General features: G+C 40.0%; 27 protein-coding genes. 10 read left to right on the top strand and 17 right to left on the bottom strand.

The window, feature by feature from the left end:
* The first annotated feature begins 17 nt into the window (after positions 1–17).
* The 3 genes from ACT53H_RS17435 (at position 18) to ACT53H_RS17425 (ending at position 2,187) form a co-directional block, all read left to right on the top strand.
* Complete coding sequence (locus tag ACT53H_RS17435) at positions 18–782, top strand: AraC family transcriptional regulator (protein WP_174759164.1); 765 nt, start codon at positions 18–20, stop codon at positions 780–782.
* 120 nt (positions 783–902) lie between these two features.
* The gene (locus tag ACT53H_RS17430) at positions 903–1,448 is read left to right on the top strand and encodes a glutathione peroxidase (RefSeq protein ID WP_476009756.1); all 546 of its coding nucleotides are present in this window, start codon (positions 903–905) and stop codon (positions 1,446–1,448) included.
* A gap of 142 nt (positions 1,449–1,590) precedes the next feature.
* Positions 1,591–2,187 carry a hypothetical protein gene (locus ACT53H_RS17425; RefSeq protein WP_476009755.1) on the top strand — a complete coding sequence of 199 codons (597 nt, stop codon included), beginning with the start codon at positions 1,591–1,593 and terminating at the stop codon, positions 2,185–2,187.
* A gap of 45 nt (positions 2,188–2,232) precedes the next feature.
* On the opposite strand, the gene ACT53H_RS17420 is transcribed toward ACT53H_RS17425, so the two are convergent.
* From ACT53H_RS17420 to ACT53H_RS17370, 11 genes are all read right to left on the bottom strand, one after another.
* Positions 2,233–2,715: a DUF2846 domain-containing protein gene (locus ACT53H_RS17420; protein WP_238612778.1), complete on the bottom strand. Its 483-nt coding sequence runs from the start codon at positions 2,713–2,715 to the stop codon at positions 2,233–2,235.
* 154 nt (positions 2,716–2,869) lie between these two features.
* Positions 2,870–3,289, bottom strand: coding sequence for a F0F1 ATP synthase subunit epsilon (locus tag ACT53H_RS17415; protein WP_004795288.1), 420 nt, complete (start codon positions 3,287–3,289; stop codon positions 2,870–2,872).
* A 17-nt stretch (positions 3,290–3,306) separates the two neighbouring features.
* Positions 3,307–4,701 (bottom strand): F0F1 ATP synthase subunit beta, encoded by a 1,395-nt coding sequence (atpD, locus tag ACT53H_RS17410; RefSeq protein ID WP_004795290.1) that lies wholly within the window; start codon positions 4,699–4,701, stop codon positions 3,307–3,309.
* Positions 4,702–4,731: 30 nt separating this feature from the next.
* Positions 4,732–5,601: a F0F1 ATP synthase subunit gamma gene (gene atpG / locus ACT53H_RS17405; RefSeq protein WP_002114131.1), complete on the bottom strand. Its 870-nt coding sequence runs from the start codon at positions 5,599–5,601 to the stop codon at positions 4,732–4,734.
* A 77-nt stretch (positions 5,602–5,678) separates the two neighbouring features.
* Complete coding sequence (gene atpA, locus ACT53H_RS17400) at positions 5,679–7,223, bottom strand: F0F1 ATP synthase subunit alpha (protein ID WP_004795293.1); 1,545 nt, start codon at positions 7,221–7,223, stop codon at positions 5,679–5,681.
* 46 nt (positions 7,224–7,269) lie between these two features.
* Entirely contained in the window at positions 7,270–7,806 is a 537-nt protein-coding gene (locus tag ACT53H_RS17395) for a F0F1 ATP synthase subunit delta (protein ID WP_004795294.1), read from the bottom strand.
* Positions 7,807–7,818: 12 nt separating this feature from the next.
* Positions 7,819–8,289: a F0F1 ATP synthase subunit B gene (locus tag ACT53H_RS17390; protein ID WP_004795296.1), complete on the bottom strand. Its 471-nt coding sequence runs from the start codon at positions 8,287–8,289 to the stop codon at positions 7,819–7,821.
* Positions 8,290–8,327: 38 nt separating this feature from the next.
* Entirely contained in the window at positions 8,328–8,573 is a 246-nt protein-coding gene (gene atpE / locus ACT53H_RS17385) for a F0F1 ATP synthase subunit C (RefSeq protein WP_000424060.1), read from the bottom strand.
* Between the two features lie 84 nt (positions 8,574–8,657).
* Positions 8,658–9,533, bottom strand: coding sequence for a F0F1 ATP synthase subunit A (atpB, locus tag ACT53H_RS17380; RefSeq protein WP_004795298.1), 876 nt, complete (start codon positions 9,531–9,533; stop codon positions 8,658–8,660).
* A 104-nt stretch (positions 9,534–9,637) separates the two neighbouring features.
* Complete coding sequence (locus tag ACT53H_RS17375; protein ID WP_004795299.1) at positions 9,638–10,036, bottom strand: ATP synthase subunit I; 399 nt, start codon at positions 10,034–10,036, stop codon at positions 9,638–9,640.
* A 170-nt stretch (positions 10,037–10,206) separates the two neighbouring features.
* Positions 10,207–11,046, bottom strand: coding sequence for a metal ABC transporter solute-binding protein, Zn/Mn family (locus ACT53H_RS17370; protein ID WP_174729102.1), 840 nt, complete (start codon positions 11,044–11,046; stop codon positions 10,207–10,209).
* Between the two features lie 127 nt (positions 11,047–11,173).
* Here ACT53H_RS17370 and ACT53H_RS17365 point away from each other — a divergent pair, with 127 nt between their 5' ends.
* Genes ACT53H_RS17365 through znuB form a run of 3 tightly spaced genes read left to right on the top strand, consistent with a single transcriptional unit; the run spans position 11,174 to position 13,245 of the window.
* A complete protein-coding gene (locus tag ACT53H_RS17365; RefSeq protein ID WP_005309148.1) occupies positions 11,174–11,671 on the top strand; it encodes a transcriptional repressor in 498 nt (165 codons plus the stop codon).
* Complete coding sequence (gene znuC, locus ACT53H_RS17360) at positions 11,644–12,432, top strand: zinc ABC transporter ATP-binding protein ZnuC (RefSeq protein WP_476009754.1); 789 nt, start codon at positions 11,644–11,646, stop codon at positions 12,430–12,432. Before ACT53H_RS17365 ends, znuC begins: the two co-directional genes overlap by 28 nt.
* A 3-nt stretch (positions 12,433–12,435) precedes the next feature.
* Positions 12,436–13,245, top strand: a complete 810-nt coding sequence (gene znuB, locus ACT53H_RS17355) for a zinc ABC transporter permease subunit ZnuB (protein WP_476009753.1) — start codon at positions 12,436–12,438, stop codon at positions 13,243–13,245.
* Between the two features lies 1 nt (position 13,246).
* Here the strand turns inward: znuB and ACT53H_RS17350 are convergent, their stop codons facing one another.
* Positions 13,247–13,873, bottom strand: coding sequence for a LysE family transporter (locus ACT53H_RS17350; RefSeq protein WP_174739668.1), 627 nt, complete (start codon positions 13,871–13,873; stop codon positions 13,247–13,249).
* A gap of 159 nt (positions 13,874–14,032) precedes the next feature.
* Between ACT53H_RS17350 and ACT53H_RS17345 the strand changes: the two genes are divergently transcribed.
* The gene (locus ACT53H_RS17345; protein ID WP_476009752.1) at positions 14,033–14,953 is read left to right on the top strand and encodes a Dyp-type peroxidase; all 921 of its coding nucleotides are present in this window, start codon (positions 14,033–14,035) and stop codon (positions 14,951–14,953) included.
* Between the two features lie 45 nt (positions 14,954–14,998).
* On the opposite strand, the gene ACT53H_RS17340 is transcribed toward ACT53H_RS17345, so the two are convergent.
* Positions 14,999–16,696 carry an NAD-dependent malic enzyme gene (locus ACT53H_RS17340; RefSeq protein WP_013199187.1) on the bottom strand — a complete coding sequence of 566 codons (1,698 nt, stop codon included), beginning with the start codon at positions 16,694–16,696 and terminating at the stop codon, positions 14,999–15,001.
* Between the two features lie 496 nt (positions 16,697–17,192).
* On the opposite strand from ACT53H_RS17340, the gene argS reads away from it, so the two are divergent.
* Complete coding sequence (gene argS, locus ACT53H_RS17335; protein ID WP_476009751.1) at positions 17,193–18,983, top strand: arginine--tRNA ligase; 1,791 nt, start codon at positions 17,193–17,195, stop codon at positions 18,981–18,983.
* 154 nt (positions 18,984–19,137) lie between these two features.
* Positions 19,138–19,752 carry an SPOR domain-containing protein gene (locus tag ACT53H_RS17330; protein ID WP_013199189.1) on the top strand — a complete coding sequence of 205 codons (615 nt, stop codon included), beginning with the start codon at positions 19,138–19,140 and terminating at the stop codon, positions 19,750–19,752.
* Positions 19,753–19,792: 40 nt separating this feature from the next.
* Here ACT53H_RS17330 and ACT53H_RS17325 read toward each other — a convergent pair whose 3' ends face one another.
* From ACT53H_RS17325 to guaA, 4 genes are all read right to left on the bottom strand, one after another.
* A complete protein-coding gene (locus ACT53H_RS17325) occupies positions 19,793–20,461 on the bottom strand; it encodes a glutathione S-transferase (RefSeq protein ID WP_111856369.1) in 669 nt (222 codons plus the stop codon).
* Positions 20,462–20,573: 112 nt separating this feature from the next.
* Positions 20,574–20,981, bottom strand: coding sequence for an OsmC family protein (locus ACT53H_RS17320; RefSeq protein WP_476009750.1), 408 nt, complete (start codon positions 20,979–20,981; stop codon positions 20,574–20,576).
* Complete coding sequence (locus tag ACT53H_RS17315; protein WP_476009749.1) at positions 20,978–21,925, bottom strand: pirin family protein; 948 nt, start codon at positions 21,923–21,925, stop codon at positions 20,978–20,980. The genes ACT53H_RS17320 and ACT53H_RS17315 overlap by 4 nt, the downstream gene beginning before the upstream one ends.
* A gap of 214 nt (positions 21,926–22,139) precedes the next feature.
* Positions 22,140–23,708: a glutamine-hydrolyzing GMP synthase gene (guaA, locus tag ACT53H_RS17310; protein WP_476009748.1), complete on the bottom strand. Its 1,569-nt coding sequence runs from the start codon at positions 23,706–23,708 to the stop codon at positions 22,140–22,142.
* 385 nt (positions 23,709–24,093) lie between these two features.
* Here guaA and ACT53H_RS17305 point away from each other — a divergent pair, with 385 nt between their 5' ends.
* A complete protein-coding gene (locus ACT53H_RS17305) occupies positions 24,094–25,311 on the top strand; it encodes a DUF445 domain-containing protein (RefSeq protein WP_476009763.1) in 1,218 nt (405 codons plus the stop codon).
* Positions 25,312–25,373 lie beyond the last annotated feature (62 nt).

Raw genomic sequence — 25,373 nt, 5'->3', positions numbered from 1 at the left:
TAAGTCAGAGTAAATAAATGAAAAATGAGGACCAGCAATTTTCTTTATTGAACAGTATAGAAGTTCATGAGTTTCTATACCAAAAAGAAGATATTGTTCGTCCTCATGCTTCTCTCTGGGGGGATTTTAATTTCAGCTTAAATGGTATTTTAGAAATACAAGTCGAGGAACAACTATATCTTTCTCCCCCTAGCTATGGTCTTTGGATTCCACCTCAAACTGTTCATCAATCCACTCATATCGACCATGAAATTCACTATATCTGTATTCGCCTGCATCCACGCCTATGTTCTATTTTAGGTGACGTCTGTAAATGCTTTAGTATTCAGCCTTTCTTTCGAACCTTAGTTTTACAAATTCTCGAACAGCAAAAACAAATCGAAAAACCTGAATATTTAGAACATCTTTTACAAGTTTTATTCGATCAACTTAAACAAGCTCCTGCATATTCACATTATTTACCGCAAACGCGACATCCTGTTTTATTGCCTATACTAGAAAAACTCTCAGATCCATTACTTTTTGATCACTCTTTACAGCAGTTGCTACAAAATTTCTCAGTGAGTGATCGTCACTTATTACGTTTGAGTCAACAAGAGCTTCAGCTTTCGTTGTCGGAATGGCGTAACCGAGCCAAAATTGTTTATGCCATTCATCAGATCCGCCAAGGGACATCCATTAAGCGTTTAGCATACGATTTAGGTTATCAACATAGCTCAAGTTTTATCGAGTTTTTTAAACGCTATACTGGGCAAACACCTATACAAATTAGAAATAACTAGAATTTAGTTTATCTTTAAAAACTTTTTCTTTTTTGAACACGAATATTATTGCACTGCTCATCAATAGCAGTTAAAACAAATGCGTTACTTGATATCAATTACAATCTTCAGGAAAGACTCATGACACAATCTGTATATCACATTCCAGTAACAGCCATTTCAGGCGAAACGGTTGACCTCGAACAATACAAAGGTAAGGTTTTACTTATTGTAAATACTGCTTCTAAATGTGGTTTAACTCCACAATACGAAGGTCTAGAAAAGCTTTATCAAGCAAAAAAAGATCAAGGTCTTGAAATTTTAGGTTTCCCTGCAAACAACTTTAAAGAGCAAGAACCAGGTTCTGATGAAGAAATTCAGCAATTTTGTTCATTAAATTACGATGTTCACTTTCCTTTATTCTCTAAAGTGTCTGTTGCAGGTGAAGATAAGCATCCACTTTATGCAACTTTGACATCAGCTCAACCAGAACGTACTGGTGAAGGACCTTTCCGTGAACGCTTAGAAGGTTTAGGTATTCCAACTAATCCAGCTCCAGAAGTTTTATGGAACTTTGAAAAATTCTTAATTAATAAAAATGGCGAGGTAGTAGCTCGTTTTGCTCCAAACCTAACTGCTGATGACGAACAAATTGTTAAAGCCGTTGAAGCAGAGTTAGCAAAATAACGTTTTTAAAAACGTGAAAAAGAGCGTTTCTACGCTCTTTTTTATTATCTGCTCAAAGTGTTGTTTGTTTGCAAAAATACAATCTTTCTCCATATTTTATGCCTATAGTACCTATTTGCTTTATTTGATGTTGTTTGTAGTTATGAAAAAAGTTTTACAGGGTGCATTTCTTCCTTTTGTAATTTTTGCCTCAGGCATGCTTTTACTCGGGTGTGATCAAGCACGAGATCATGCTACTGAACAAGAAAATACTGAAATAAGTGAACAGGCATCTGATCAAGCTATTGAACGACAAGAATCAGATATTGCTCCTAGCAAAACTGAACTCAAAAGCGGCAATATTTTTTATATGGTCCGAGATGCTGCTAATTTACAGCTTAAAGCTGGAGATTATGTTGAACAGCTTAAAGACACTCAACTTGACGTTGAACAAGCAATTCAAGATAAGAATCAAAGTGAATTAAAAACAACTGTTTCAACTTTAAAACAGCAACTACAAGCTTTAAATCAAACCCTTCTCACCTTAGATATCAAAAGTCAGGAAATTGAGAATATCCGCCAAAGTTTACTACATGCCAATCAACAAGCTCTTAGTATGCCGTTATTAAATGGGAAATTAGATCAAATCAATTTTGACCAAATTGAAAAACAGCTGAATACTATTCAAATGGATATGGTGAAGCTTGCTGCCATGATTATGGCTGGAGATGAAAAATCAGACTCAAAAACTGAATCTTAAAAATTAACTTATAAAAAAAGCCACCTTACGGTGGCTTTTTTTAATTTAGTTGGTAAGCGCTATAGTGGCTTTACTACATTTACCTATCTCGGCCAGATGGTACTCACTAATTGCTTTCTGGCCTTGTGTATCATCTACTAATTTCAGGTTAGCTCCACCGACAAAAACACCGGGTTTAATATACTGCTGTACAAAATAATTTTTCCCAGCTTCAGTTTTAAATTTCAAATGATTTGGAGAAAACTCTGATTCAGTTGAAACAGTATGCTCTTGATTACCGGAAACCTCTTTATAAAAGAATATACCACGTGCAGTTTCTCCTAAACATTCTCCATCTACCCACACATCTTTTTTCAAAGCACTGCCGACTACATTATTAGAACGGTATACATAAATTACCGCATTTCCATTTGTCGGGGCTGTCAATTGTTTTGCTTGCTGAGCTAATTGCGGATTGGCTTGTGGTACAGATGCACATCCAACAAATGCTGTAGAAACAAGAATAGGTAACCAATATTTGAAATTCATTTTAAGTATCTCTTATTTATGATGATTTAAGTTTCGAGACGCAAATTTACATTAAAAATATATTATTTTGAATAAAAATATTAATTTTTTTCTACCTAAAAAATTATTAAAAAAAAGCCACCTTACGGTGGCTTTTTCAATCTCGAACCGCGTCTTATTGAGCGCGGTTTTTGATTTTACGGATTGTTTCAAGCTGGCCTGAAATCTCTGATAGAGATGCCAAAGCAGCAGCTGAGTCCAAATCACTCTTTTGGTTCGCAAGCAATTGTTCAGCATTTTTACGTGCTTCTAAAATTGCAGCTTCATCCAAATTGTCTGCACGGATTGCAGTATCTGCAAGAACCGTTACAACATGAGGTTGAACTTCTAAAACACCACCAGATACATAGACGATTTCTTCTGTACCATTTTCCAACTGAACACGAATCGGGCCCGGTTGAAGCAAGGTTACGAGTGGAGCGTGTCCTGGTAAAATACCAAGCTCACCACCAGCACCTTTCGCGATTAACATCGTCACTGCGCCAGAGTAAATAGACTCTTTAACACTTACGACATCACATTGCATAGTCGCCATGAGATGATCTCCTTAAATTAGAGTTTCTCAGCTTTAGCAATCACTTCGTCAATACCACCAACCATATAGAACGCTTGTTCTGGGATGTGATCGTATTCACCAGCTAATAGACCTTTAAAGCCACGAATCGTTTCTTTAAGTGGTACTAATTTACCAGGAGCACCAGTAAACACTTCAGCTACGTGGAATGGTTGAGAGAAGAAACGTTGGATTTTACGCGCACGGTAAACAACCAATTTATCTTCTTCAGCTAACTCATCCATACCCAAGATTGCGATAATGTCTTTAAGCTCTTTATAACGTTGCAATACGTTCTGTACAGAACGAGCAATTTCATAATGCTCTTGACCAACAACTAATGGGTCTAACTGACGTGAAGTTGAGTCAAGTGGATCGATCGCTGGATAGATACCAGAAGATGCGATGTCACGGCTCAATACTACTGTTGCATCTAAGTGAGCAAATGTAGTTGCAGGCGATGGATCTGTTAAGTCATCGGCAGGTACATATACTGCTTGGATCGATGTGATCGAACCAGATTTAGTAGATGTAATACGCTCTTGAAGAACACCCATTTCTTCTGCAAGTGTAGGTTGGTAACCTACCGCAGATGGCATACGACCTAACAATGCTGATACTTCAGTACCTGCAAGTGTATAACGGTAGATGTTGTCAACGAATAATAATACGTCACGACCTTTACCATTTTCGTCTTTTTGATCACGGAAGTATTCAGCCATAGTCAAACCAGTTAACGCTACGCGTAAACGGTTACCTGGTGGCTCGTTCATCTGACCGTAGACCATTGCTACTTTGTCAAGAACGTTAGAATCTTTCATTTCGTGATAGAAGTCGTTACCTTCACGAGTACGCTCACCAACACCAGCAAACACAGATAAACCTGAGTGAGCTTTCGCGATGTTGTTGATCAACTCCATCATGTTAACGGTTTTACCAACACCCGCACCACCGAATAAACCAACTTTACCACCTTTTGCAAACGGGCAAAGTAAGTCAATTACTTTAATACCAGTTTCTAAAAGATCAGTAGAAGCTGCTTGTTCAGCATAAGAAGGTGCTTCACGGTGAATCGGCAAACGCTCTTCAGTCGCAACAGGACCTGCTTCATCAATCGGGCGACCCAAAACGTCCATGATACGACCAAGCGTAGCTGGACCTACTGGAACAGAAATCGGTGCATTTGTGCTGGTTACGTTAAGGCCACGTTTAAGACCTTCTGTAGAACCCATTGCGATGGTACGAACAACACCATCGCCAAGCTGTTGCTGAACTTCTAATGTAGTTTCAGTACCGTCAACTTGGAGAGCGTCATAGATCTTAGGAACGCTATTGCGCTCAAACTCGACGTCGATAACCGCGCCGATGATCTGAATGATACGACCGCTACTCATTGCTGTCTCCTCAATTCAAACTTAATAATGTTAAACGGCAGCGGCACCGCCAACGATCTCGGAAATTTCCTGAGTAATCGCGGCTTGACGCAGCTTGTTGTAAATGAGTTGTAGGTCTTTAATCAGTTGTCCTGCGTTGTCTGTCGCTGCTTTCATCGCGACCATACGAGCTGACTGCTCACATGCAACGTTTTCAATCACACCTTGATAAACCATAGACTCGATATAGCGAACCAACAAACCATTTAACAATTCTTCTGCTTCTGGTTCGTAGATATAGTCCCAACCATAAGTACGGTTGAGATCATCGCCTTCTTCTGCTGGTGCTAAAGGAACAAGTTGTTCTACTTTAGGCTGCTGAGTCATTGCATTAACGAAGCCATTTGATACGAGGTAGATACGATCTAATTCGCCCTTATCAAATGCATCAAGCATAACTTGTACTGAGCCAGTTAACTGTTCCAAACTCGGCGCATCGCCAAGTTGGGTAGTTGCACCAAGCACTTTACCGCCGTAATTCTTAAAAAACGAAACCGCTTTTTGACCAATTAAAGCAAATTCAACTTCAATTGACTGCTGTTGTTGTGCTTTGACATGCTGCACAACTTTCTTGAACAAGTTAATGTTCAAGCCACCTGCCAAACCACGATCTGAAGACACTACGATATAGCCAACACGCTTAACTGGGCGGTCAACCATATAACGGTGTTTGTATTCAGGGTTTGCTTGGACCAAGTGAGCAATTACACGGCGCATATTATCGGCATACGGACGGCCCTGAGCCATGCGCTCTTGCGCACGACGCATTTTAGAAGCAGCTACCATTTGCATCGCGCGAGTAATCTTTTGCGTGCTCTTGATACTAGCTACTTTGGCGCGAATTTCTTTTAAATTTGCCATACGCTTAACCTAGTATTCGAAAGCTCTTTCGAGCTTCCGAAGGTTGATCCGTGAACCAAACTTAACTAAAACTGAACTTAGTAAGTTTGAGTCGCTTTAAAGCTTTCAATACCTGCTTTGATTGCTGCTTCGATGTCTTTGTTGTAATCACCAGTTTCATCGATTTGTTTCATCAACGGAGCATATTCTGCGCGGAAGTAAGAAATTAACGCAGCATCAAAGTCTACAATTTTCTTAACTTCTACGTCAGCCATATAGCCTTCGTTAGATGCATAAACAGAAACAGCTTGGTCAGCAATTGAGTAAGGAGCATATTGCTTTTGCTTCATTAACTCAGTTACACGTTGACCATGTTCAAGTTGCTTACGAGTTGCTTCATCAAGATCAGAAGCGAACTGAGCAAACGCAGCCAATTCACGGTATTGTGCTAAAGCAGTACGGATACCACCAGACAATTTTTTGATGATCTTAGTTTGAGCAGAACCACCAACACGAGATACAGAGATACCCGCGTTCACAGCAGGACGAATACCTGCGTTGAATAATGATGTTTCTAAGAAGATCTGACCGTCAGTAATCGAAATTACGTTCGTTGGTACGAATGCAGATACGTCACCTGCTTGAGTTTCAATAATTGGCAATGCAGTTAAAGAACCAGTTTTACCAGTTACTGCGCCATTAGTGAATTTCTCAACGTAGTCAGCAGATACACGAGAAGCACGTTCAAGAAGACGTGAGTGAAGATAGAATACGTCACCCGGATACGCTTCACGACCTGGTGGACGACGCAAAAGCAATGAAATTTGACGGTAAGCAACTGCTTGCTTAGACAAATCATCATAAATAATAAGAGCGTCTTCACCGCGATCACGGAAGTATTCACCCATTGTACAGCCAGAGTACGGAGCTAAGTACTGCATTGCAGCAGGATCAGCAGCCGCAGCAGCGACAACAGTTGTATACGCCATAGCGCCAGTTTCTTCTAGCTTACGTACAACGTTTGCAATTGTTGATTGTTTTTGACCAATCGCAACGTATACGCATTTAATACCAGAATTTTTCTGAGCGATAATCGCATCGATCGCCATCGCTGTTTTACCAGTTTGACGGTCACCAATAATCAACTCACGCTGACCACGACCCACAGGAATCATGGTATCAACTGATTTGTAACCAGTTTGAACAGGTTCGTCTACAGATTGACGCCAAATTACACCTGGTGCTACTTTTTCAACAGCATCAGTTAATTTTGCATCAATTGGGCCTTTACCATCAATTGGGTTACCCAAAGCGTCGACAACACGGCCAAGAAGTTCCGGACCAACTGGAACTTCAAGTACACGACCTGTACAACGAGCTTTTTGACCTTCTTGAAGGCTTAAGTAGTTACCTAAGACAACGGCACCCACTGAATCCTGTTCTAGGTTCAGTGCCATACCAAATAAGCCGCCGTCAAATTCGATCATTTCACCGTACATTGCATCAGCAAGACCGTGAATGCGCACGATACCGTCGGATACCATAACAATGGTACCTTCGTTTTTAGCGGTCGCGCTGGTGTCCAGATCGCTGATACGCTGTTTAATGAGCGCACTGATCTCGGATGGATTCAGTTGTTGCATTGCGCTATTCCTCAATCTTTTATTAGTTCAGTCTTCATCATTTGCATTATGCAAGAAGACGAGTACGCATTTTTTCAAGCTTGTTAAGCGCAGAATCATCTATCACTTGATCGCCTGCACGAATTACAACACCTGCAATAAGCTCAGGTTTAACTTCAACTGAAACAGTTACAGTGCTGTTGAAACGCTTTTCTAAAGCAGATTTCAACAATTGCTCTTGTTCAGCAGTTAATGGGAAAGCCGATTCAATCACGACATCCACATTGTTGTTATTCTGTGATTTAAGCTGTTCATATTCTGCTTCAATTTCAGGTAACAACATTAAACGATCATTATCTGCAAGAAGTGTCAAAAAGTTAGACACTGCTTGAGATTGACCTTCACCTAAAACTTTAGCAAAAAGCTTCACTTGCTCCACAGGAGTAAGTTCAGGGCGATTTAAATAAGCGGAAAATGCTTCGTCTTGCACCGCAGCACTGAGCACTTGTAACGCATTCGACCAATTGTCTGTTGCACCTTGCTCAGAAGCATAAGCAAATGCTGCTTTGGCATACGGACGTGCCAACGTCAAGAGTTCAGCCATGATTCGCCTCTCTTAAAGTTTAGCAGCCAGCTGAGACAGCATGGCATTATGAGCTTCTGCGTCAACTTGCTGGTTCAGGATTTTTTCTGCGCCAGTTACTGCCAAAGCAGCTACTTGTTGACGTAATTCTTCGCGAGCAGAATTGATATCTTGATCAACAGCTTCTTTAGCCTGTTGACGAATACGCTCACCTTCAGCCGCAGCTTGAGTACGAGCTTCTTCGATCAATTGTGCTGCACGACGGTTCGCTTGTTCGATCAATTGAGCCGCTTGTGCTTTAGCTGCATCAAGCTCTTGCTTTACTTGCGATTGTGCATCGGCAAGATCAGCTTTCGCTTTTTCTGCTGCATTTAAGCCATCAGCAATTTTACGCTGACGCTCACTAATCGCATTGATTAGTGGTGGCCAAACAAACTTCATGCAGAATGCAACAAAGAATGCAAACGCAATCGCTTGACCAATCAATGTGAGGTTGATATTCATTGCAATTCCTCAAATAGTGGATTTAGGAATTAAGATGATTAACCTACAAATGGATTAGCGAAGATGAAGAACAAGCCAATACCAACACCGATCATAGGCACAGCATCAAGAAGACCCGCGATTAAGAACATACGAGTTTGAAGTTGTGGAGCCAATTCTGGTTGACGAGCAACAGCTTCTAAAAAGCGACCACCCAAAAGACCAAAACCAATCGCAGTACCTAAAGCACCGAAAGCGATCAAGATAGCAGATGCAATTGCAACTAGACCTAAAGTGAGTTCCATGAAAAATTCCTCAGAGGTTAGGTTATTACCAAATTAAATTAAAAAAATTCAGCCCAACCATCGTTTGATAGTTAGGCAATACCATTAATGTTTTTCGCTTGCCATGCTCAAGTAAACGATGGTAAGCATCATAAAGATGAATGCCTGCAACGTGATTACAAGAATGTGGAAGATCGCCCAAGGCACAGACAACGCCCATTGAATCCAGAACGGCAATAAAGCAATTAGGATAAAGATCAACTCACCGGCATACATGTTACCGAATAGTCGGAGAGCTAATGAAATCGGACGAGCAAGGAATGTTACCAATTCCAAAATCAAGTTCACTGGAATAAGCAACGCTTTTGCAACTGGATTACTTGGGTTAAATGGGTTAAGTGCCAATTCACCAACGAAACCACTAACACCCTTTTCGCGGATGCTGTAGAACAAGATAAGTACAAATACAGATAAAGACATACCTAAAGTAATGTTTGGATCTGTAGATGGAACGATCTTGAAGTAAACGTGGTGAGGGTCCATACCAAATACGTTTGCACCTACAAACGCTGCAACTTGAGGAATCCAGTCAACTGGGATCAAGTCCATTAAGTTCATGAGGAAAATCCACACGAAAATAGTGAGTGCAAGCGGAGCGATTAAACGTGATTTGCCATGAAAAGTATCACGGACACTTGAGTCAACAAACTCGATGATCATTTCAATTGCAGACTGGAATTTAGTTGGAACACCTGCATTAGCAGCTTTCGCAACGATCCAGAACATCAAACAGAAAATAACACCAAGGCCAATTGACCAACCCATTGAATCCAAGTGAATTGCAGTGAACCCCATCGAATGAGCTTCTTCAGCAGTCTCAGCCAATTTCCATGTACCATCTGGCATTTTGCCATAGGTCATATTGGTCAAGTGATGCTTGATATACTCTGTCGAAGTGAGGGCATGTTCTTCAGCAGCCATAAATCACACCTGGTCAATGTCAATTACTAAAAAGAAGGGAAACGAACATCGGCGCACTGTCGATATCTCGCTACCCTCCAAAAAATCTTCAATTCTTCTTGTTTCTACACCCGTTTTTGTAGACGTGACACCCAAAACGGAGCGACCCACGACATTGTCTGAACGAGAATAAAACCAAACAGCAATGCTAACGGTGATAAAGGTTTAACATTGCTCAAAATCAAAATAAATCCAACGATCATGATTGCAAATTTGCCTAACATGCCCCTATACATGTTAGACAGCACTTGTTTTGATGCTCTCGCACCTGCTGTCCTGAAGGATTGCCACGAGAAATAACTCATAGCAAGCCAGCAAACCAGTGCACCAAGTGCCGCACTTAATGCTGCTGTCATGTCTTTTATGCTCCACGCCACGAGGGCGGAAACAGGGATCATACATGCTTGTAAGAAGACCAAAGCTTTTGCTAATCGTCGGTCAATCAAGCGACTAGTTTGGCTCATTATTTATCCACTCACAGCATAAATGCTTGACAAGTTTAGCTGATGATCGCTTTTAATCGCAGGCATTATAGAGTTACACCCCTGAACATGCAATCTTTTCCCGACTTTAGTCGGGGTTTTTCATGACAGGTGGTGCTGACGCTAGAGTCAGCCTTTGTTTATTTTTTATCTTACTTTTGCGTACTTAATACACATTTATCTGTTTTTATAGCCAGTTTCTTCCATGCAGTAACGAAATCATCCTCGTTATTCATGCTCTCGTCTACGGGTTGAAAAGTAATGTTACCTAATTTTTGATACTGACTTTTAGTGGTAAAACTTTCCGCTAACAAACACATCTGATCTTTTGGTCGATTATCATTAAGATACTTAATTTGAGCTGCTGTTGGTGCAACATGAGGATCATCTGTTAAAGCGCCTGCGAACTTTAAATTTAAAGAGCGTTCTAAATATTGATAGGCATCATGATATGACCAATATGGCTTACCATTACTTGTACTGTCGTAAGCTTGTGCTGCCTGAAACATTTTGCGAGCAAAGATATTGGCATTATTCCAATATTTAGCCTTATTTTCAGGATGCTGCTGGGAACGTAAGGCTGCAATAAAGAAACCGATTCGAACCGCGTTGTTTGGTTCTAACCACACATGGGTATCTACTGTATTAGGTAAAGCCGCACCGCGGGTACTACGCAGGGGTAAAACAGAAACTATGCCACTATCTAATAAAGCAATTGCTTTTTTATTATTACCTAACAACTTATTTAGAGGTGCTTCATGAGCCTTACCCAACCAAATGACCAATGATGCATCATTAATTGCTTTACGGTGCGCTGGGGTTAATTGTACGTCATGCCCAGTTTGTCCCTTTAATAAGAGTTGTGGTTCCTCAATACCTTGAGTGACTTCTTTTGCAATCAGATAGATCGGGTGTGTAGAAACCACCAAACCCTGACTCCACCCTAACGTACTCAAAAGAGAGAACATACTGAAAACAAAAAAACGGAACATGACAGACCATCAATTTAAATTAGCTCGAAGCATGTTATAATATAACAAAGTTACAAAAATACCTAAGATTAATCGAATGAAGCATCGCTTCATGCTAATATTCCGTTAAAAATTCGAGGTTATTTCTATGAGTTCCTGCTCGCATGAACATCATGATTCTTTGCATGGTGTGCATGATCACCATAATGTCGCAAACCGTTTAGCTGAAGCAGAAAATTTATGTTCTGCGACTGGTGCACGACTTACGCCTTTGCGCAAAGAAGTTTTGGAACTCATTTTAAATGCTTCGGGTCCAATGGGCGCCTATGACTTACTCGCACGTATAAAAAGTCAAACTGATCGTCCAGCTGCTCCTCCGACTGTATATAGAACTTTAGATTTTTTATTAGAAAAAGGTTTGATCCATCGCCTAACTTCTATTAATGCCTATATTCCCTGTTGCCACCCTCGCGAAGGCCATCAAGCAGCCTTCCTAATCTGTACCGAATGTCACATGGTTAAAGAAGCCTCTTCTCAAGGTTTAACTCACCAGCTTGACCAACTTGCAGCGTCAGATGAGTTCGTGGCTCAACACAGCATTATTGAAATTTCGGGGAAATGCCAACAGTGCCGCACAACTCGTTAAATCCTGTATTAATTCAACTTGAGCAGGTTTCTGTTCATCGTGATAATCGGGAAATTTTAAAAAAAGTTGATTTTGCTCTACATCAAAATGAAATTGTGTCTTTAATTGGACCAAATGGTGCTGGTAAATCAACACTGATTAAAGTTCTACTTGGTATTCTCCAACCGAGTAGCGGACGTATTATTAATTATAAAAAACTGAAAATGGCGTATGTGCCACAAAAATTTAATCCTTCACACAGTCTACCTTTGCGTGTGCAGGATTTACTTGATTTAGAAAAGTGCAGCCCTGCCCTTCGTCAAGAAATTATTCAAGACACAGGCATCTCCAAGTTACAACAATCAAAAGTACAACAACTTTCCGGTGGCGAGCGCCAACGCGTATTACTAGCGCGTGCTCTACTTCGCCAGCCAGATATTTTAGTTCTTGACGAACCGATGCAAGGTTTAGATATTCAGTCAGAAGCTGAACTTTATGAATATGTCCGTAGTCTGCCAGAACGATATGGTTGTGCAATCTTAATTGTTTCTCATGACTTACAATGGGTGATGGAAGGAACACACCGCGTAGTGTGTTTGAATAAACATATTTGCTGTAGTGGTTTACCCGAGAACATTCAACAACATCCTGAATATCAGGCTATCTTTGGAACTCAACGGGTTTTCTATCAACATCATCATGATCATTGTGCTCACGGTGATGCAGCACACCCCTGCCCTCATAACGACCGTCCTCACATCCACCCTGAACCGGAAGCTTAAGCCATGATGGAATGGTTACAATTATTGTTACCCGCATGGATTATGGGAACCTTGCTGGTGTTTTTAACCGCACCTCTTGGGTGTCTAATGCTTTGGAGACGCATGTCTTTTTTTGCTGACACTATGGCACACGGAACACTACTTGGAGTTGCTATCGCAGGTGCTTTAAGCCTTCCTCTTTGGCTTGGTGTTGCAGGCACTGCGGTTTTACTGGTCGCAATTTTATGGGCCCTACACGACAATCGCTTACCCAATGATGCGCTCTTAGCCTTATGTTCAGCGACATTACTTTGTAGTGGCCTTCTGTTTATTCAACATGTTCCAAGTTTAAGACCAGAGCTTTTAAGTTATTTATTTGGTGATTTGCTCAGCATTGATTGGCCCGACTTACCTGTTTTCACTTTAATCATTGCGCTATCACTCGCAATTCTTTACCGCTTTTGGCAGCCACAAATACAATTTGCAATTGATCCAGACATTGCAATTAGTGAAGGGGTAAATGCGAACTGGCAACGCCTTATTTTCATGCTGTTATTGGCTTTATTTACTGTATTAGCCTTACGTGCGGTAGGTTCTTTGCTTATGGGTGCATTACTCGTAATACCTGCATTAAGCGCTCGCCTACTAGCAAACTCACCAAAGCAAATGGTCGTTTGGGCATTTGTGTTAGCTCAGCTTGGGGTGAGTGTGGGATTATGGTCAAGCGCAGCACTCAACATCTCTACAGGCTTAAGTATTGTTTTATGCATGGCTTTAACTTTCGCTGTTATTTTTATAACTCAAAAGCTAAAAAATCAGACACAGGCGACCTAAATTAGGACGCCTGATGAACTGTACTCAATAATAAAGCCGCACAACTAAACATCACAGCAAAACCTCGATTCAAATATTTTTGCTGTTTAGGGGAGCGAAGTAATCTTAGAACCTTTGATGCTAACCCTGTATATCCAGCCATTACAATCAAATCAATCGTAATCATTGTTACAGCCATAATCAGGTACTGTATCCATTGAGGCTTACCCAAATCTAGAAACTGGGGTAAAACAGCTAATAGAAATACAATCGCTTTGGGATTACTAATATTGACCACAAAGCCATTTAACAGCAGAGCAGAAATAGACTTATTCTTTTTTTCATGTTGAATTTCTATATCTTTTATAGGCGCTGTCCACTGTAAATAAGCAAGGTATAACAAATAAATCACACCAAACCATTTAACAAACTGAAAAGCCAAAGGTGTCGTTGCAAATAAAACCCCCACACCTGCTGCCACCACCATAATTTGAAGTAGCAAAGCGATTTGTAAACCTATTGCATTCCAATAGCCATGCCTAAAACCATAGTTTAGACCACTCGACATTGAAGCAATTGCTCCCGCACCCGGTGAGATACTAATAACCCAACAGGCCAACATATAAGCGAACCAAACTTGCAGAGACATAGCAAAAAATAGACTATAAAAGTGGAATTATACTGTTTTATAAAGCTATCTTAGTCAGAATTCAAACAATAAAATCAAGAAATAGACTACTAACGGCTCTTCGCATCAGGCACAATAATTAAAGCTCATACTAAATTATAATTGAGGAGATACCTTCCAATGACTGCTCAATCTGTCATTTTGCCATTGCCATCAGATCATGCTCGCTTCATTGTTCTTCGTTTAAAAGACTTATCAATTAATGAATTAAAAAAACAAATTGCAGCTTTATTTGAAGCACGAGACCGTCTAATTACTCAGCATTCTGATGCTCAAATTAAAACAGCAGTCGCTTTTGGTCCTGAACTATGGAAACAGCTCTATTCACAAACTCCTGTAGGATTTAAACAGCTTGAGCCAGAACAAGGTGCATTCAACATGCCATCTGTGCCAGCAGATGTACTCATTCATATTGCCAGCATGCGCTCTGATATTTGTTTTGCATTAAGCCAAGCATTTTTTGAAGGTATTAAAGATAAAGTCGAAGTTCTTGATGAGCGTGTTTGCTTCCGTTATTTCGATGGTCGAGATATTACAGGTTTTATAGACGGTACTGAAAACCCTCAGTTCCCAGATGACCGTGCAGAAACAGCTCTTCTACCTGAAGAGGCTGGAGTATTTGCCGATGGTAGTTTCATTTTCGCGCAGCGCTATGCACACGACTTAGAAAAATGGAAAAAATTGAAAGTTGATGCGCAAGAAAATGTCATGGGCCGCACCAAGCTTGAATCTATTGAATTAGATGATGACGTTAAACCGGAAAATGCTCATGTCGCCCGTACTGTTGTAGAAGATGATGAAGGCGAAGAAATGGAAATCTTGCGTCATAGTCTGCCTTATGGCGACGGCAGAGGCGATCAAGGTTTATTTTTTATTGCCTACACCAAGGACCTGAGTATTATTGATGCCATGTTAAAGCGTATGTTCGGCACAAGTGGAGATGGTATTCATGACCGTTTATTGCACTTCGTGACCCCACTTGATGGTGCTTATTACTTTGCACCAAGTGAAGAATTATTAGAAGAAATTCTAGAAGACTAAAAAGAAAAAGAGGAGCATAAAGCTCCTCTTTTTACAGTCTCATTCTTAGAAAGGAATACGCTTATATTTGCGGTATTCAGGTTTCCAGAATGATTGATCAATTTTCTGTTTCAACAGATCATCACTAATCGTTACAGCTACACCATCAGCCATAGCGGCTTTCGCAACTTCGAATGCAATAACTCTAGACACTTGTTGAATTTCACCCAACGGTGGCAACAAATCAGCTTGTGGATCTTTAAGCAATGGAGAACAATTTGCTAAAGCACTACTTGACGCCATTAACATATTTTCAGTAACGCGTTTAGCACCCGATGCCACTACACCTAAGCCAATGCCTGGGAAAATGTATGAGTTATTACACTGAGAAATATTATAAAGTTTACCGTGATGATTCACAGGAGCAAACGGACTACCTGTTGCAATTAATGCTTTGCCTTCAGTCCACTCCACAATATCAGCAGGTACCGCTTCAACACGTGAAGTTGGGTTTGACAATGGCATGACAATTGGGCGTTCGCAATTTGCCGCTAAGGTCTTAATGATTTCTTCGGTGAACAAACCAGGCTGACCAGAAACACCAATTAACACTGTAGGCTTAGCATTTTTAACAACATCAAGCAGTGAAATCACTTCTTCAATATTGCCCCACTGATCAACCACCTCAGCTTTTTGTGCTAACTTACGTTGGAAGTCGAGCAAGTTTGGTTGATTCTCAGTGATCAAACCAAAACGGTCTACCATATAAACGCGAGCACGCGCTTCTGCATCGGTTAGACCTTCAGCAACCATTTGAGCAACAATTTGCTCCGCGATACCACAACCCGCCGAACCTGCACCTAAGAAAGCAATTTTTTGATCTTTTAATTGCTTACCCGCTGCACGACTCGCAGCAATTAAACTACCAACAGATACTGCTGCTGTTCCTTGAATATCATCGTTAAAACAGCAAATTTTATCGCGATATTTTTCTAAAAGTGGCATCGCATTTTTTTGTGCAAAATCTTCAAACTGAATTAATGCTTTTGGCCAACGACGCTTCACAGCATCAATCACCATATCTACAAATGCGTAATATTCATCGCCGCTAATACGCGGCTGACGCCAGCCCATATAGATCGGATCATTTAAGAGTTGTGGATTGTTCGTCCCCACATCAATTGTGATTGGTAATGTATAAGCTGGACTAATCCCACCACAAGCTGTGTAAAGCGAAAGTTTTCCAATAGGAATCCCCATTCCGCCAATACCTTGGTCACCAAGACCTAAGATACGTTCACCATCAGTAATCACGATGACTTTTACATTATTTTTGTTTACGTTCTGCAAAATATCATCAATCACATCACGATCTGGATATGAAATAAAAACACCACGATGACGACGATAGATATCAGAGAAACGCTGACATGCCTCACCTACTGTTGGGGTGTAAATAATCGGCATCATTTCTTCAAGATGATTTTCGATTAGATGATAGAACAAAGTTTCATTGGTATCTTGGATATTACGCAGATAGATATGTCGATTGATATCATCAGTGAAAGCGCAATATTGTTGATAAGAGCGCTGGCTCTGCTCTTCAATAGTTTCAATAATATGGGGGAGTAAACCGTGTAAGTTAAAGTTACTTCTTTCTTCTTCAGTGAAAGCAGAACCTTTATTTAAAAGTGGTAACTCTAAAAGTGTAAAACCTGCATATGGGATATAAAGGGGATGTTTACTTGGGTGTCCTGATATCATTGCCTATCTCATTTTCCAGCTTAGAGTAGAGAAAAACACGTTTTTGTATGGTCTCTAAAACTCTTTGTGCGTATAAGCTTAAGCCTAATTCGTTCAAAATAGATATTTTAAACCGTGATGGTAAAATTAAAGACTATTTAGTTAAAACATGTATAAAAATAAATAATAAATATCAATATCTTAATAATTTTATGCTTTTAAAAAATCTTTTATTATTTTAATTTTAGCGGCCTAAACCATATATTTTAATACTACCATATATTTCTCCAAGAAATAATAGTAGGTTTTTAGTGTCATTTACTGATTAAAAAACCACAGAAGGCTTGTATTTATTTGTTTTTAGAATAATGAGACAGTCCACCCTGCAATATTCATTTAAAAAATAATACTCAGTAAGTGGCACAAAAAGAATTACTCGAATATTAAATCCACTCCCCTAACTCCTAGGAAATTTGCTATATTTGACGTTTTTCTGCGACATCTATTTTCGATTGATATGAATACGGCAATACAAGCAGCTCTCGACCATGCAGTGCAAACTCTTCAACAAGAAGGGGTGCTTCCTTCCGACTGGAAAAACACAAGCAACTTAACACGCACCAAAGACCGAAGCCATGGCGACTTTGCTTCTAATATTGCCATGATCGGCTCGAAAGCTGCTGGTATGAAACCACGTGATTTAGCTGAGAAAGTTCTAACTGCATTACCAGAAGTTGCAGATATCAGCAAAGCTGAAATCGCAGGACCTGGTTTTATTAACTTCTTTTTAAATGCAGACCAGCGCTTTGCTATTCTTGACCAGATTCAAGCACAAAAAGAAATCTTTGGTCGCAGCCAAGCGAATGCGGCGAAAAAGATCCAAGTTGAATTTGTTTCTGCAAACCCAACGTCTAGTCTACATGTAGGACATGGTCGTGGCGCTGCATATGGTATGACTGTTGCCACGTTACTTGAAGCAACAGGTGCTAAAGTTGACCGTGAATACTATGTGAATGATGCTGGCCGTCAAATGGATATTTTGGCGACTTCTACTTATTTACGTTATTTAGAATTACTTGGTCAAAACCTTGTATTTCCAAAAAATGCTTATCAAGGCGATTACGTTAAAGAAATCGCACAGACTATTATTGATAAAGATGGCGATGCCTACCTTCGCGAAGTGGCTGATGTCTATAAAGATGTGCCAGAAGACGTACAATATGCAGAAGAATTAGATAGCGACGGCAATAAAGTCGTTTTATCTGGCGACAAAGAAAAACATATTGATGGCCTTATTGCCAATTCACAACAATTATTAGGTGAAGGCTACCGTGTATTCCACCAAGCTGCTCTTCATGCCATTTTAGATGACATTAAAGATGACCTTGCTGACTTCGGTGTAACTTTCAATCAATGGTTTAGCGAAGCGTCTCTTAGTGCAAAAATTGATGAAGCATTAGAAACACTTGATCAACGTGGCTTCCTTTATGAAAAAGATGGCAACATCTGGTTTAAATCAACTGAATTTGGTGATGAAAAAGACCGAGTTGTTAAACGTCGTAACGGCCAAACTACATACTTTGCATCAGACATTGCATATCACTTGAATAAATTACAACGTGGTTATACGGACCTAATCGACATTTGGGGCTCTGACCACCACGGTTATATTTCTCGCGTAAAAGCGGCAATTGATGCGATGGGTTACGACTCTAAAAAATTAACTGTACTTTTGGTTCAGTTCGTAAGTCTATGGCGTGGTGGCGAGATGGTTCAAATGTCATCTCGTTCAGGTCAGTTCGTGACTTTACGTGACTTGCGTAAAGAAGTGGGCAATGACGCGGCTCGTTTCTACTACGTAATGCGTAAGAGCGAACAACACATCGACTTCGACCTTGACCTTGCTGTGTCACAAAGTAAAGACAATGCTGTGTACTATATTCAATATGCGCATGCACGTATTTGCCGTATGTTAGAAAAAGCAGCAAGCACAAACTTACCATTCGATGTGAACACTGCTCGTCCACATGCGACACGTTTGTCTCTTGATGCTGAAACTGAGATTCTTGCTAAATTAGCAGCTTATCCAGATGCAGTATTGCGAGCTGCAAATGCGTATGAACCACACCAAGTTGGTAACTACTTAAAAGAGTTAGCTGCCTTGTTCCACGGTTGGTACAATGAACATAAAGTATTAAGCGATGATGCCGAGCTTACACAAGCACGTTTATTACTTTCAATCAATGTACAACAAGTGTTGCGCAATGGTTTAGAATTGCTTGGTGTATCTGCACCAGAATCTATGTAAAAATTATATTGCATGGCACTAAAATAAAGGTCATGCAATATATAGTAAGCAGTGGTTTGTAGAGTTAAAATAGCTAATACGAACCACTGTTTCAGCATCGTAATACGAGATCAAACTCGAATTAAAACAATCAAAATACAGAGGAATAATCCACGTGTTTGGCAAAACGCAACGCGGTGTATCTGAAAGACCTAACAAGCCTAAAAAGCCCCTAATTCCTAAATGGTTAGGGACACTTGTCGCTATTTTGGCGGTCTTATGTATCGCTGTAGTGCTTATGCTTTGGAAACCTTGGCAACCTGTTCCCGCAAAAAATCAGATTACCTCTGAACACTATCAAGAAGAAGATACCAATAAAGACTATCGTTTCTACGATCTATTACCTCAACAACAAGTAACACCTATTCCAGAGCAAGCGATTCCTGAGAGCAAAAATCAAGGTACAGCCATGATTGTTGAGGCACCAAGTGCAGCTCAACCAGCAGCTTCAGAAAGTGCAGGAATTGATGCTAATCCATCAGCCACTGCTCCTCAGCAACCAACCTATATTTTACAGGTTCGCAGCTATAATGACCCCGATCAGGCTGACGCTCGCCGTGCAGAAATCATTTTGAATGGCTTATCTGCAGATGTAGTCAAAAGTAGTGAAAATGGGCAAATATGGTACCGCGTTATTTCAGGTCCTTATGACTCCCAAGATGCTGCATTGGCCGCTCAACAGACCTTACAACACAGTGGCATTGATTCTATCGTGATCAAACGCAAATAAAGGGCAAATAAAAAAGGAACAAATAATTGTTCCTTTTCTTTTAAATATCAGCACAATTCCTTTCATTAGTACCCATTCCCTTTTGTTTCGCTTTCTGAAATGCGGGTCTTTGCTGAATACGATGTAAAAAAGCCTGAATATTAGGGTATTTCCCTTGCAAACGAGATTGCAAAGCTTCCAGCGGGAAACTCATTTGAATATCAGCAAATGAAAAATCGCCTGCGAAATATTCATGCTCTGCCAAATAGTTTTCTAAAAAACTAATATGATCTTTCATACGTGGGCGAACAAAATTTGCCTTCACCCCTTCCGTGATTTTTTTTGCTACGGGTTGAATTAACCATGGCACATGCTTGTTTACACTATTCATGACCAAAGTCATGACTAATAGTGGCATAAGTGAACCTTCAGCATAGTGCATCCAATAAATATACTGCTGTAAGTCTTGGGGCTGTGTAGGTTTAAATTGCTGCTTCTGATCATAACGCTGCTGTAAATATTCCAAGATCACAGCAGATTCTGCGATGACTTGTTCATCATCAGTCAAAATTGGAGCTTTACCTAAAGGATGAATACATTTCAATGTTTCTGGAGCGGAATAGTTAGGTAAGCGTTGATAATAATGAATATCATAATCTAAGCTTAATTCTTCTAAAGCCCATAAAATTCGAAACGATCGCGAACATTCCAGGTGGTGTACACTAATCATGTTATTGCCTGCTTTTATTTTTCTTTTTACATAAAAAACAGCATGTGAATATGCTGTTTTATTCCATTTGTGGAATGGATATAAAATCATCCACCTCCACAAAATAGCATTTTTACACTGTAACAAGCACAGTATGAATGTCTAAACTACGTAACAAAGTTTTAGTCACTGGCGTTTTACTACATACGGTTAAGATTTTTTGCTGAAGTTCTTCATCGGGTAAGTCTTTAAAAACAATACGACGTTCTATATGTTCTTCATGCTCTCTATTGGTATGAAAATCAATTTCAACCGAGAATTCACCAAAATCATAACCTTTATGCTTTGCATACATTCTTAAAGTAATAAGCGTACACGCAGCTAAACTTCCAGTGAGCAAATCATAGGGTGCTGGGCCTTGGTCCTGCCCTTCAAGTTTTTCAGGCTCATCACAAAAATATTGATGACGTCCACTGGTGATTTCACCCTTCCATTGTTCAGCAAGGGGCTTTGCTTTACTGCTTGCGATTAATGCTGTCATTTTGATGCTCTCATTTGATCTGGAAGAACAGGGGCTTCTAAACGTGCACCCACATAATCTGGAATTTCACCAAAACGCGCATCATGGTTAATCCATTGCTCGCGTGCTTCTTTTAAATCATCCATTGTGCGCGCAACAAAATTCCACCAGAGTAAAATTGGCGTTTCAAACGGTTCACCGCCAATCAAGAGAATACGATTGCCTTTTTTTACTTCAATCTCGATTTCACTAAGACCAGTATCTAATACCACCATATTGTCAGCAGTTAACTCATGACCATTCACATGGGCAATACCTTCTAATGCCATAAAACCATATTCATAATTAGGATTTAATGGAATACGGGTTTTAGTATCTTCGGTAGCAATTAAGTCGACACCAACTAACGGCGTATGAACCACTACTGGAGAAGTCGTTGCCAAATATTCACCTACAAGAACAGTAAATTCTAGTCCGTCTTTCTCAACAACAGGCAGCTCTGGGTAATGTTCAAATTTCGGATCCATATTACGCTTAGCATCTGGTAAGGCAATCCAAAGCTGCGCCGCGTGCATTTGAGTTTCTGTATCAGGTGCAACTTCTGTATGTGAAATGCCGTGACCTGCTGTCATTAAGTTCACTTGGTTAGGACGAATAAGTTGTTTTGAACCTAAGCTATCAGTATGCATCATGGTACCTTCAATCATCCAAGTGAAGGTTTGCAAACCAATATGAGGATGAGGACCAACATCTAAACCATCACCCGCAGGAAAGGTTACTGGTCCTGCATGATCTAAGAAACACCACGCTCCAATCATTCGCTTTTGTCGGCTAGGTAAAGCCCGCTTAATGACTGTCCCCTGTCCAATTTCAGCAGAGCGAATTGGAAATTCCTGAATAAACTGATTGGCAAATTTCTCGCAATCCTTTGAATCAGAAATATCGTAATCATTATTATTGCTCATGATATTACTCTCTTTTACCTATGCTTTTGCAATGAGTTGTTCTAATAATCTTAACAATACACTCATTATTCAATATAGTCTTTTAGTAATACACAGGGTGTTATGAATGAGACAATCAAAGTTTTAAGTATCAAAATTAATTTTTATCTTTAAAAGTTAAGTAATAAAAAAGGACGCTAACGCGTCCTTTTCTTTACCAACAAACAGAGGAAAATTATTCCCACTCAATCGTTGCTGGTGGTTTAGATGACACGTCGTATACAACACGTGATACATCTTTAATTTCATTCATAATACGTGTTGAGATTTTATCAACTAACTCGTAAGGTAAATGTGCAAAACGAGCTGTCATAAAGTCAACTGTTTCAACTGCACGAAGTGCAATCACCCAAGCATAACGACGACCATCACCCACTACCCCAACTGACTTAACAGGTTGGAATACGGCAAATGCTTGAGCTGTTTTGTCATACCAGCCGCTGTCGCGAAGCTCTTGCATAAAGATGTCATCAGCAAGACGAAGAATATCTGCATATTCTTTTTTCACTTCACCCAAAATACGAACACCTAAACCAGGGCCTGGGAATGGATGACGGTAAATCATACTGTGTGGCAAGCCAAGTGTCGTACCTAATTTACGAACTTCATCTTTAAACAAGTCACGTAAAGGTTCAACCAACTCAAACTCTAAATCGTCAGGTAAACCACCCACGTTGTGGTGAGATTTAATAACGTGTGCTTTACCTTGTTTGCTTGCAGCAGATTCGATTACGTCTGGGTAAATTGTACCTTGTGCTAAGAATTTCACACCATCAAGTTTACGTGCTTCTTCAGCAAAAACTTCAATAAACTCACGACCAATGATTTTACGTTTTTTCTCTGGATCAACTTCACCAGCCAATGCAGTTAAGAAACGTTGTTCAGCATCTGCACGAATAACACGGATACCCATGTTTTCAGCAAACATTTGCATTACTTGGTCACCTTCGTTTAAACGAAGTAAACCGTTATCAACGAATACGCATGTTAACTGTTCACCAATTGCTTTGTGTAAAAGCGCAGCAACAACAGATGAGTCAACCCCCCCAGAAAGACCTAAAAGAACTTTTTCATCACCAATTTGTTTACGTAATTGTTCTACACGCAAATCAATGATGTGTTCAGGTGTCCAAAGACCGCCACATCCACAAATTTTATGAACAAAATTTGCAAGTAATTCTTCACCTTTTGCCGTGTGCGTTACTTCTGGGTGGAATTGCACACCATAGAAACGGCGTGTTTCGTCACTTACAGCAGCAACAGGACAACTTGGTGTGCTTGCAGTAATGCTAAAACCTTCTGGAATCTGGCTCACTTTGTCGCCATGGCTCATCCAAACATGAAGTTGGTCTTCACGATCTTGTAAGTTGCCAATCAATTGGTCACGTTTAACGATATCAACTTCGGCATAACCAAACTCATGTACAGTACCCGGCTCAACTTTACCGCCTAACTGTTCAGACATGGTTTGCAAACCATAGCAAATACCCAATACTGGAACACCCAACTCAAACACCACTTGCGGTGCACGTGGGCTGCCTTCTTCATGCACACTCTCAGGTCCACCTGACAAAATAATGCCATTTGGCTTAAAAGCACGAATGTCTTCTTCAGACATATCAAAAGCATACATTTCAGAGTAAACACCGGCTTCACGTACACGACGTGCAATGAGCTGGCTATATTGAGAGCCGAAATCCAGAATCAGGATACGATCTTCAGTAATTTGAGTATTGGTAGTCATGACAAACCACTAAATGGCAAAAGAATTAAGCGCGTCATTTTAACATTTTTCACGCTTCGGCGCACCGCAAATCATCATATATCTTATTTTTTTCATTTCTGAATCATTTCTATCGTTGAATTCTTTGACATAAATTAATATTTACTTATATTTATCAAACATCTGGGTTAGTCTTAAAAACTACACACGTATTGATAAATTCATCACATTCTATGCAACATCACCATGAATTTGATGTTAAGATGACCCGATAAAACAGGCATTACCATGGAAAGGTAAATACCATAAGCGATATTTGTCTGTGCTTAAACAATTATCCATTTTTATGGCTTGTTGCCCCCTATCAAAATCAATAGAAATCTAAGGAACAACAATGCTTCAAACTATGATTGCAGATTTCCAGCAACATTTTTGGTTGTATATCTCTATTCCTTTTATGAGTGGTTTAATTGGCTACATCACCAAGGTGATCGCCATTCAGATGATGTTTTCGCCACTTGAATTTAAAGGCATTAAACCATTTCTTGGTTGGCAAGGCATCGTGCCACGCAAAGCCGAGAAAATGGCAACAATTGCTGTCGAGCTCATGACAGCCAAACTCATTAAACCTGAAGAAATTTTTGCACGCCTAGATCCTAAACGTATTGCCAAAGAAATAGAAAAACCACTGCTTGCCGCAGCTGAAGATATTACCCGTGATGTTGCGCAAGAATATCAGCCGGGGTTATGGGAAGGCATGCCAGAGTTTGCGCGTCAAAGACTCATTCGTCGTGTGCAATCAAAAGCACCCGAGATTGTTGAACACATCATGAGTGAAGTACAACGTGATGTGAACCGATATTTTGATATTAAACATCTTGTTATCAGCAACTTGCTTAAAGACAAACGCCTCCTCAACAATATTTTTAAACGAGTGGGCAAACAAGAATTTAAATTTTTTAGTAATGTCGGATTTGTATTTGGCTTCGGTATTGGTGTGATTCAGATGCTGTGCTGGATTATCACGCAAGGAAAATACCCGTGGATGCTTCCAATGTTTGGCGGCTTTGTGGGTTTTTTCAGTGACTGGATTGCACTGCAAATGATGTTTAGACCTCTTTATCCTAAAAAAATCTTTGGTTATACATGGCAAGGTTTATTTATCAAACGTCAAAATGAAGTTGCAGCCGACTATGCTGCGCTCATTTCTAAACAGCTTCTGACTTCACGTCATATGATGGAAGAATTATTTTCTGGTACACATTCTGATCGTGTTATTGATCTGGTTAACCGTCATGTAAAACAAGAAATTGATATGCAAGCTGGTGTTATTCGCCCATTGGTTGTATATGCAATTGGCGGAGAAAAATATCAGAATATGAAATCGCAAGTTGCTGAACGTATTATGCAACGGCTTCCAGAGACGATGAAATACGTAGAATCTTATGCAGAAGATGCTATGAATATTCGCAGTACTTTAATTGAACGTATGCAAAAACTAACACCATCTGAATTTGAAGGTATGTTACGTCCTGCGTTCAAAGAAGATGAGTGGGCACTCATTGCAGTAGGCGCAGTACTTGGTTTTGTGGTTGGGGAATTACAAATCCAGTTCATGCTCTAATTTTACGTCCCTAGAAATAAAAAAAACCGGATGAGTTGATCATCCGGTTTTTATTTTGTCTT

Source organism: Acinetobacter sp. DMC2, from assembly GCF_056314305.1.
Note: the sequence above shows the minus strand (reverse complement) of the source record. Positions and strands in the feature narration are given on the sequence as shown.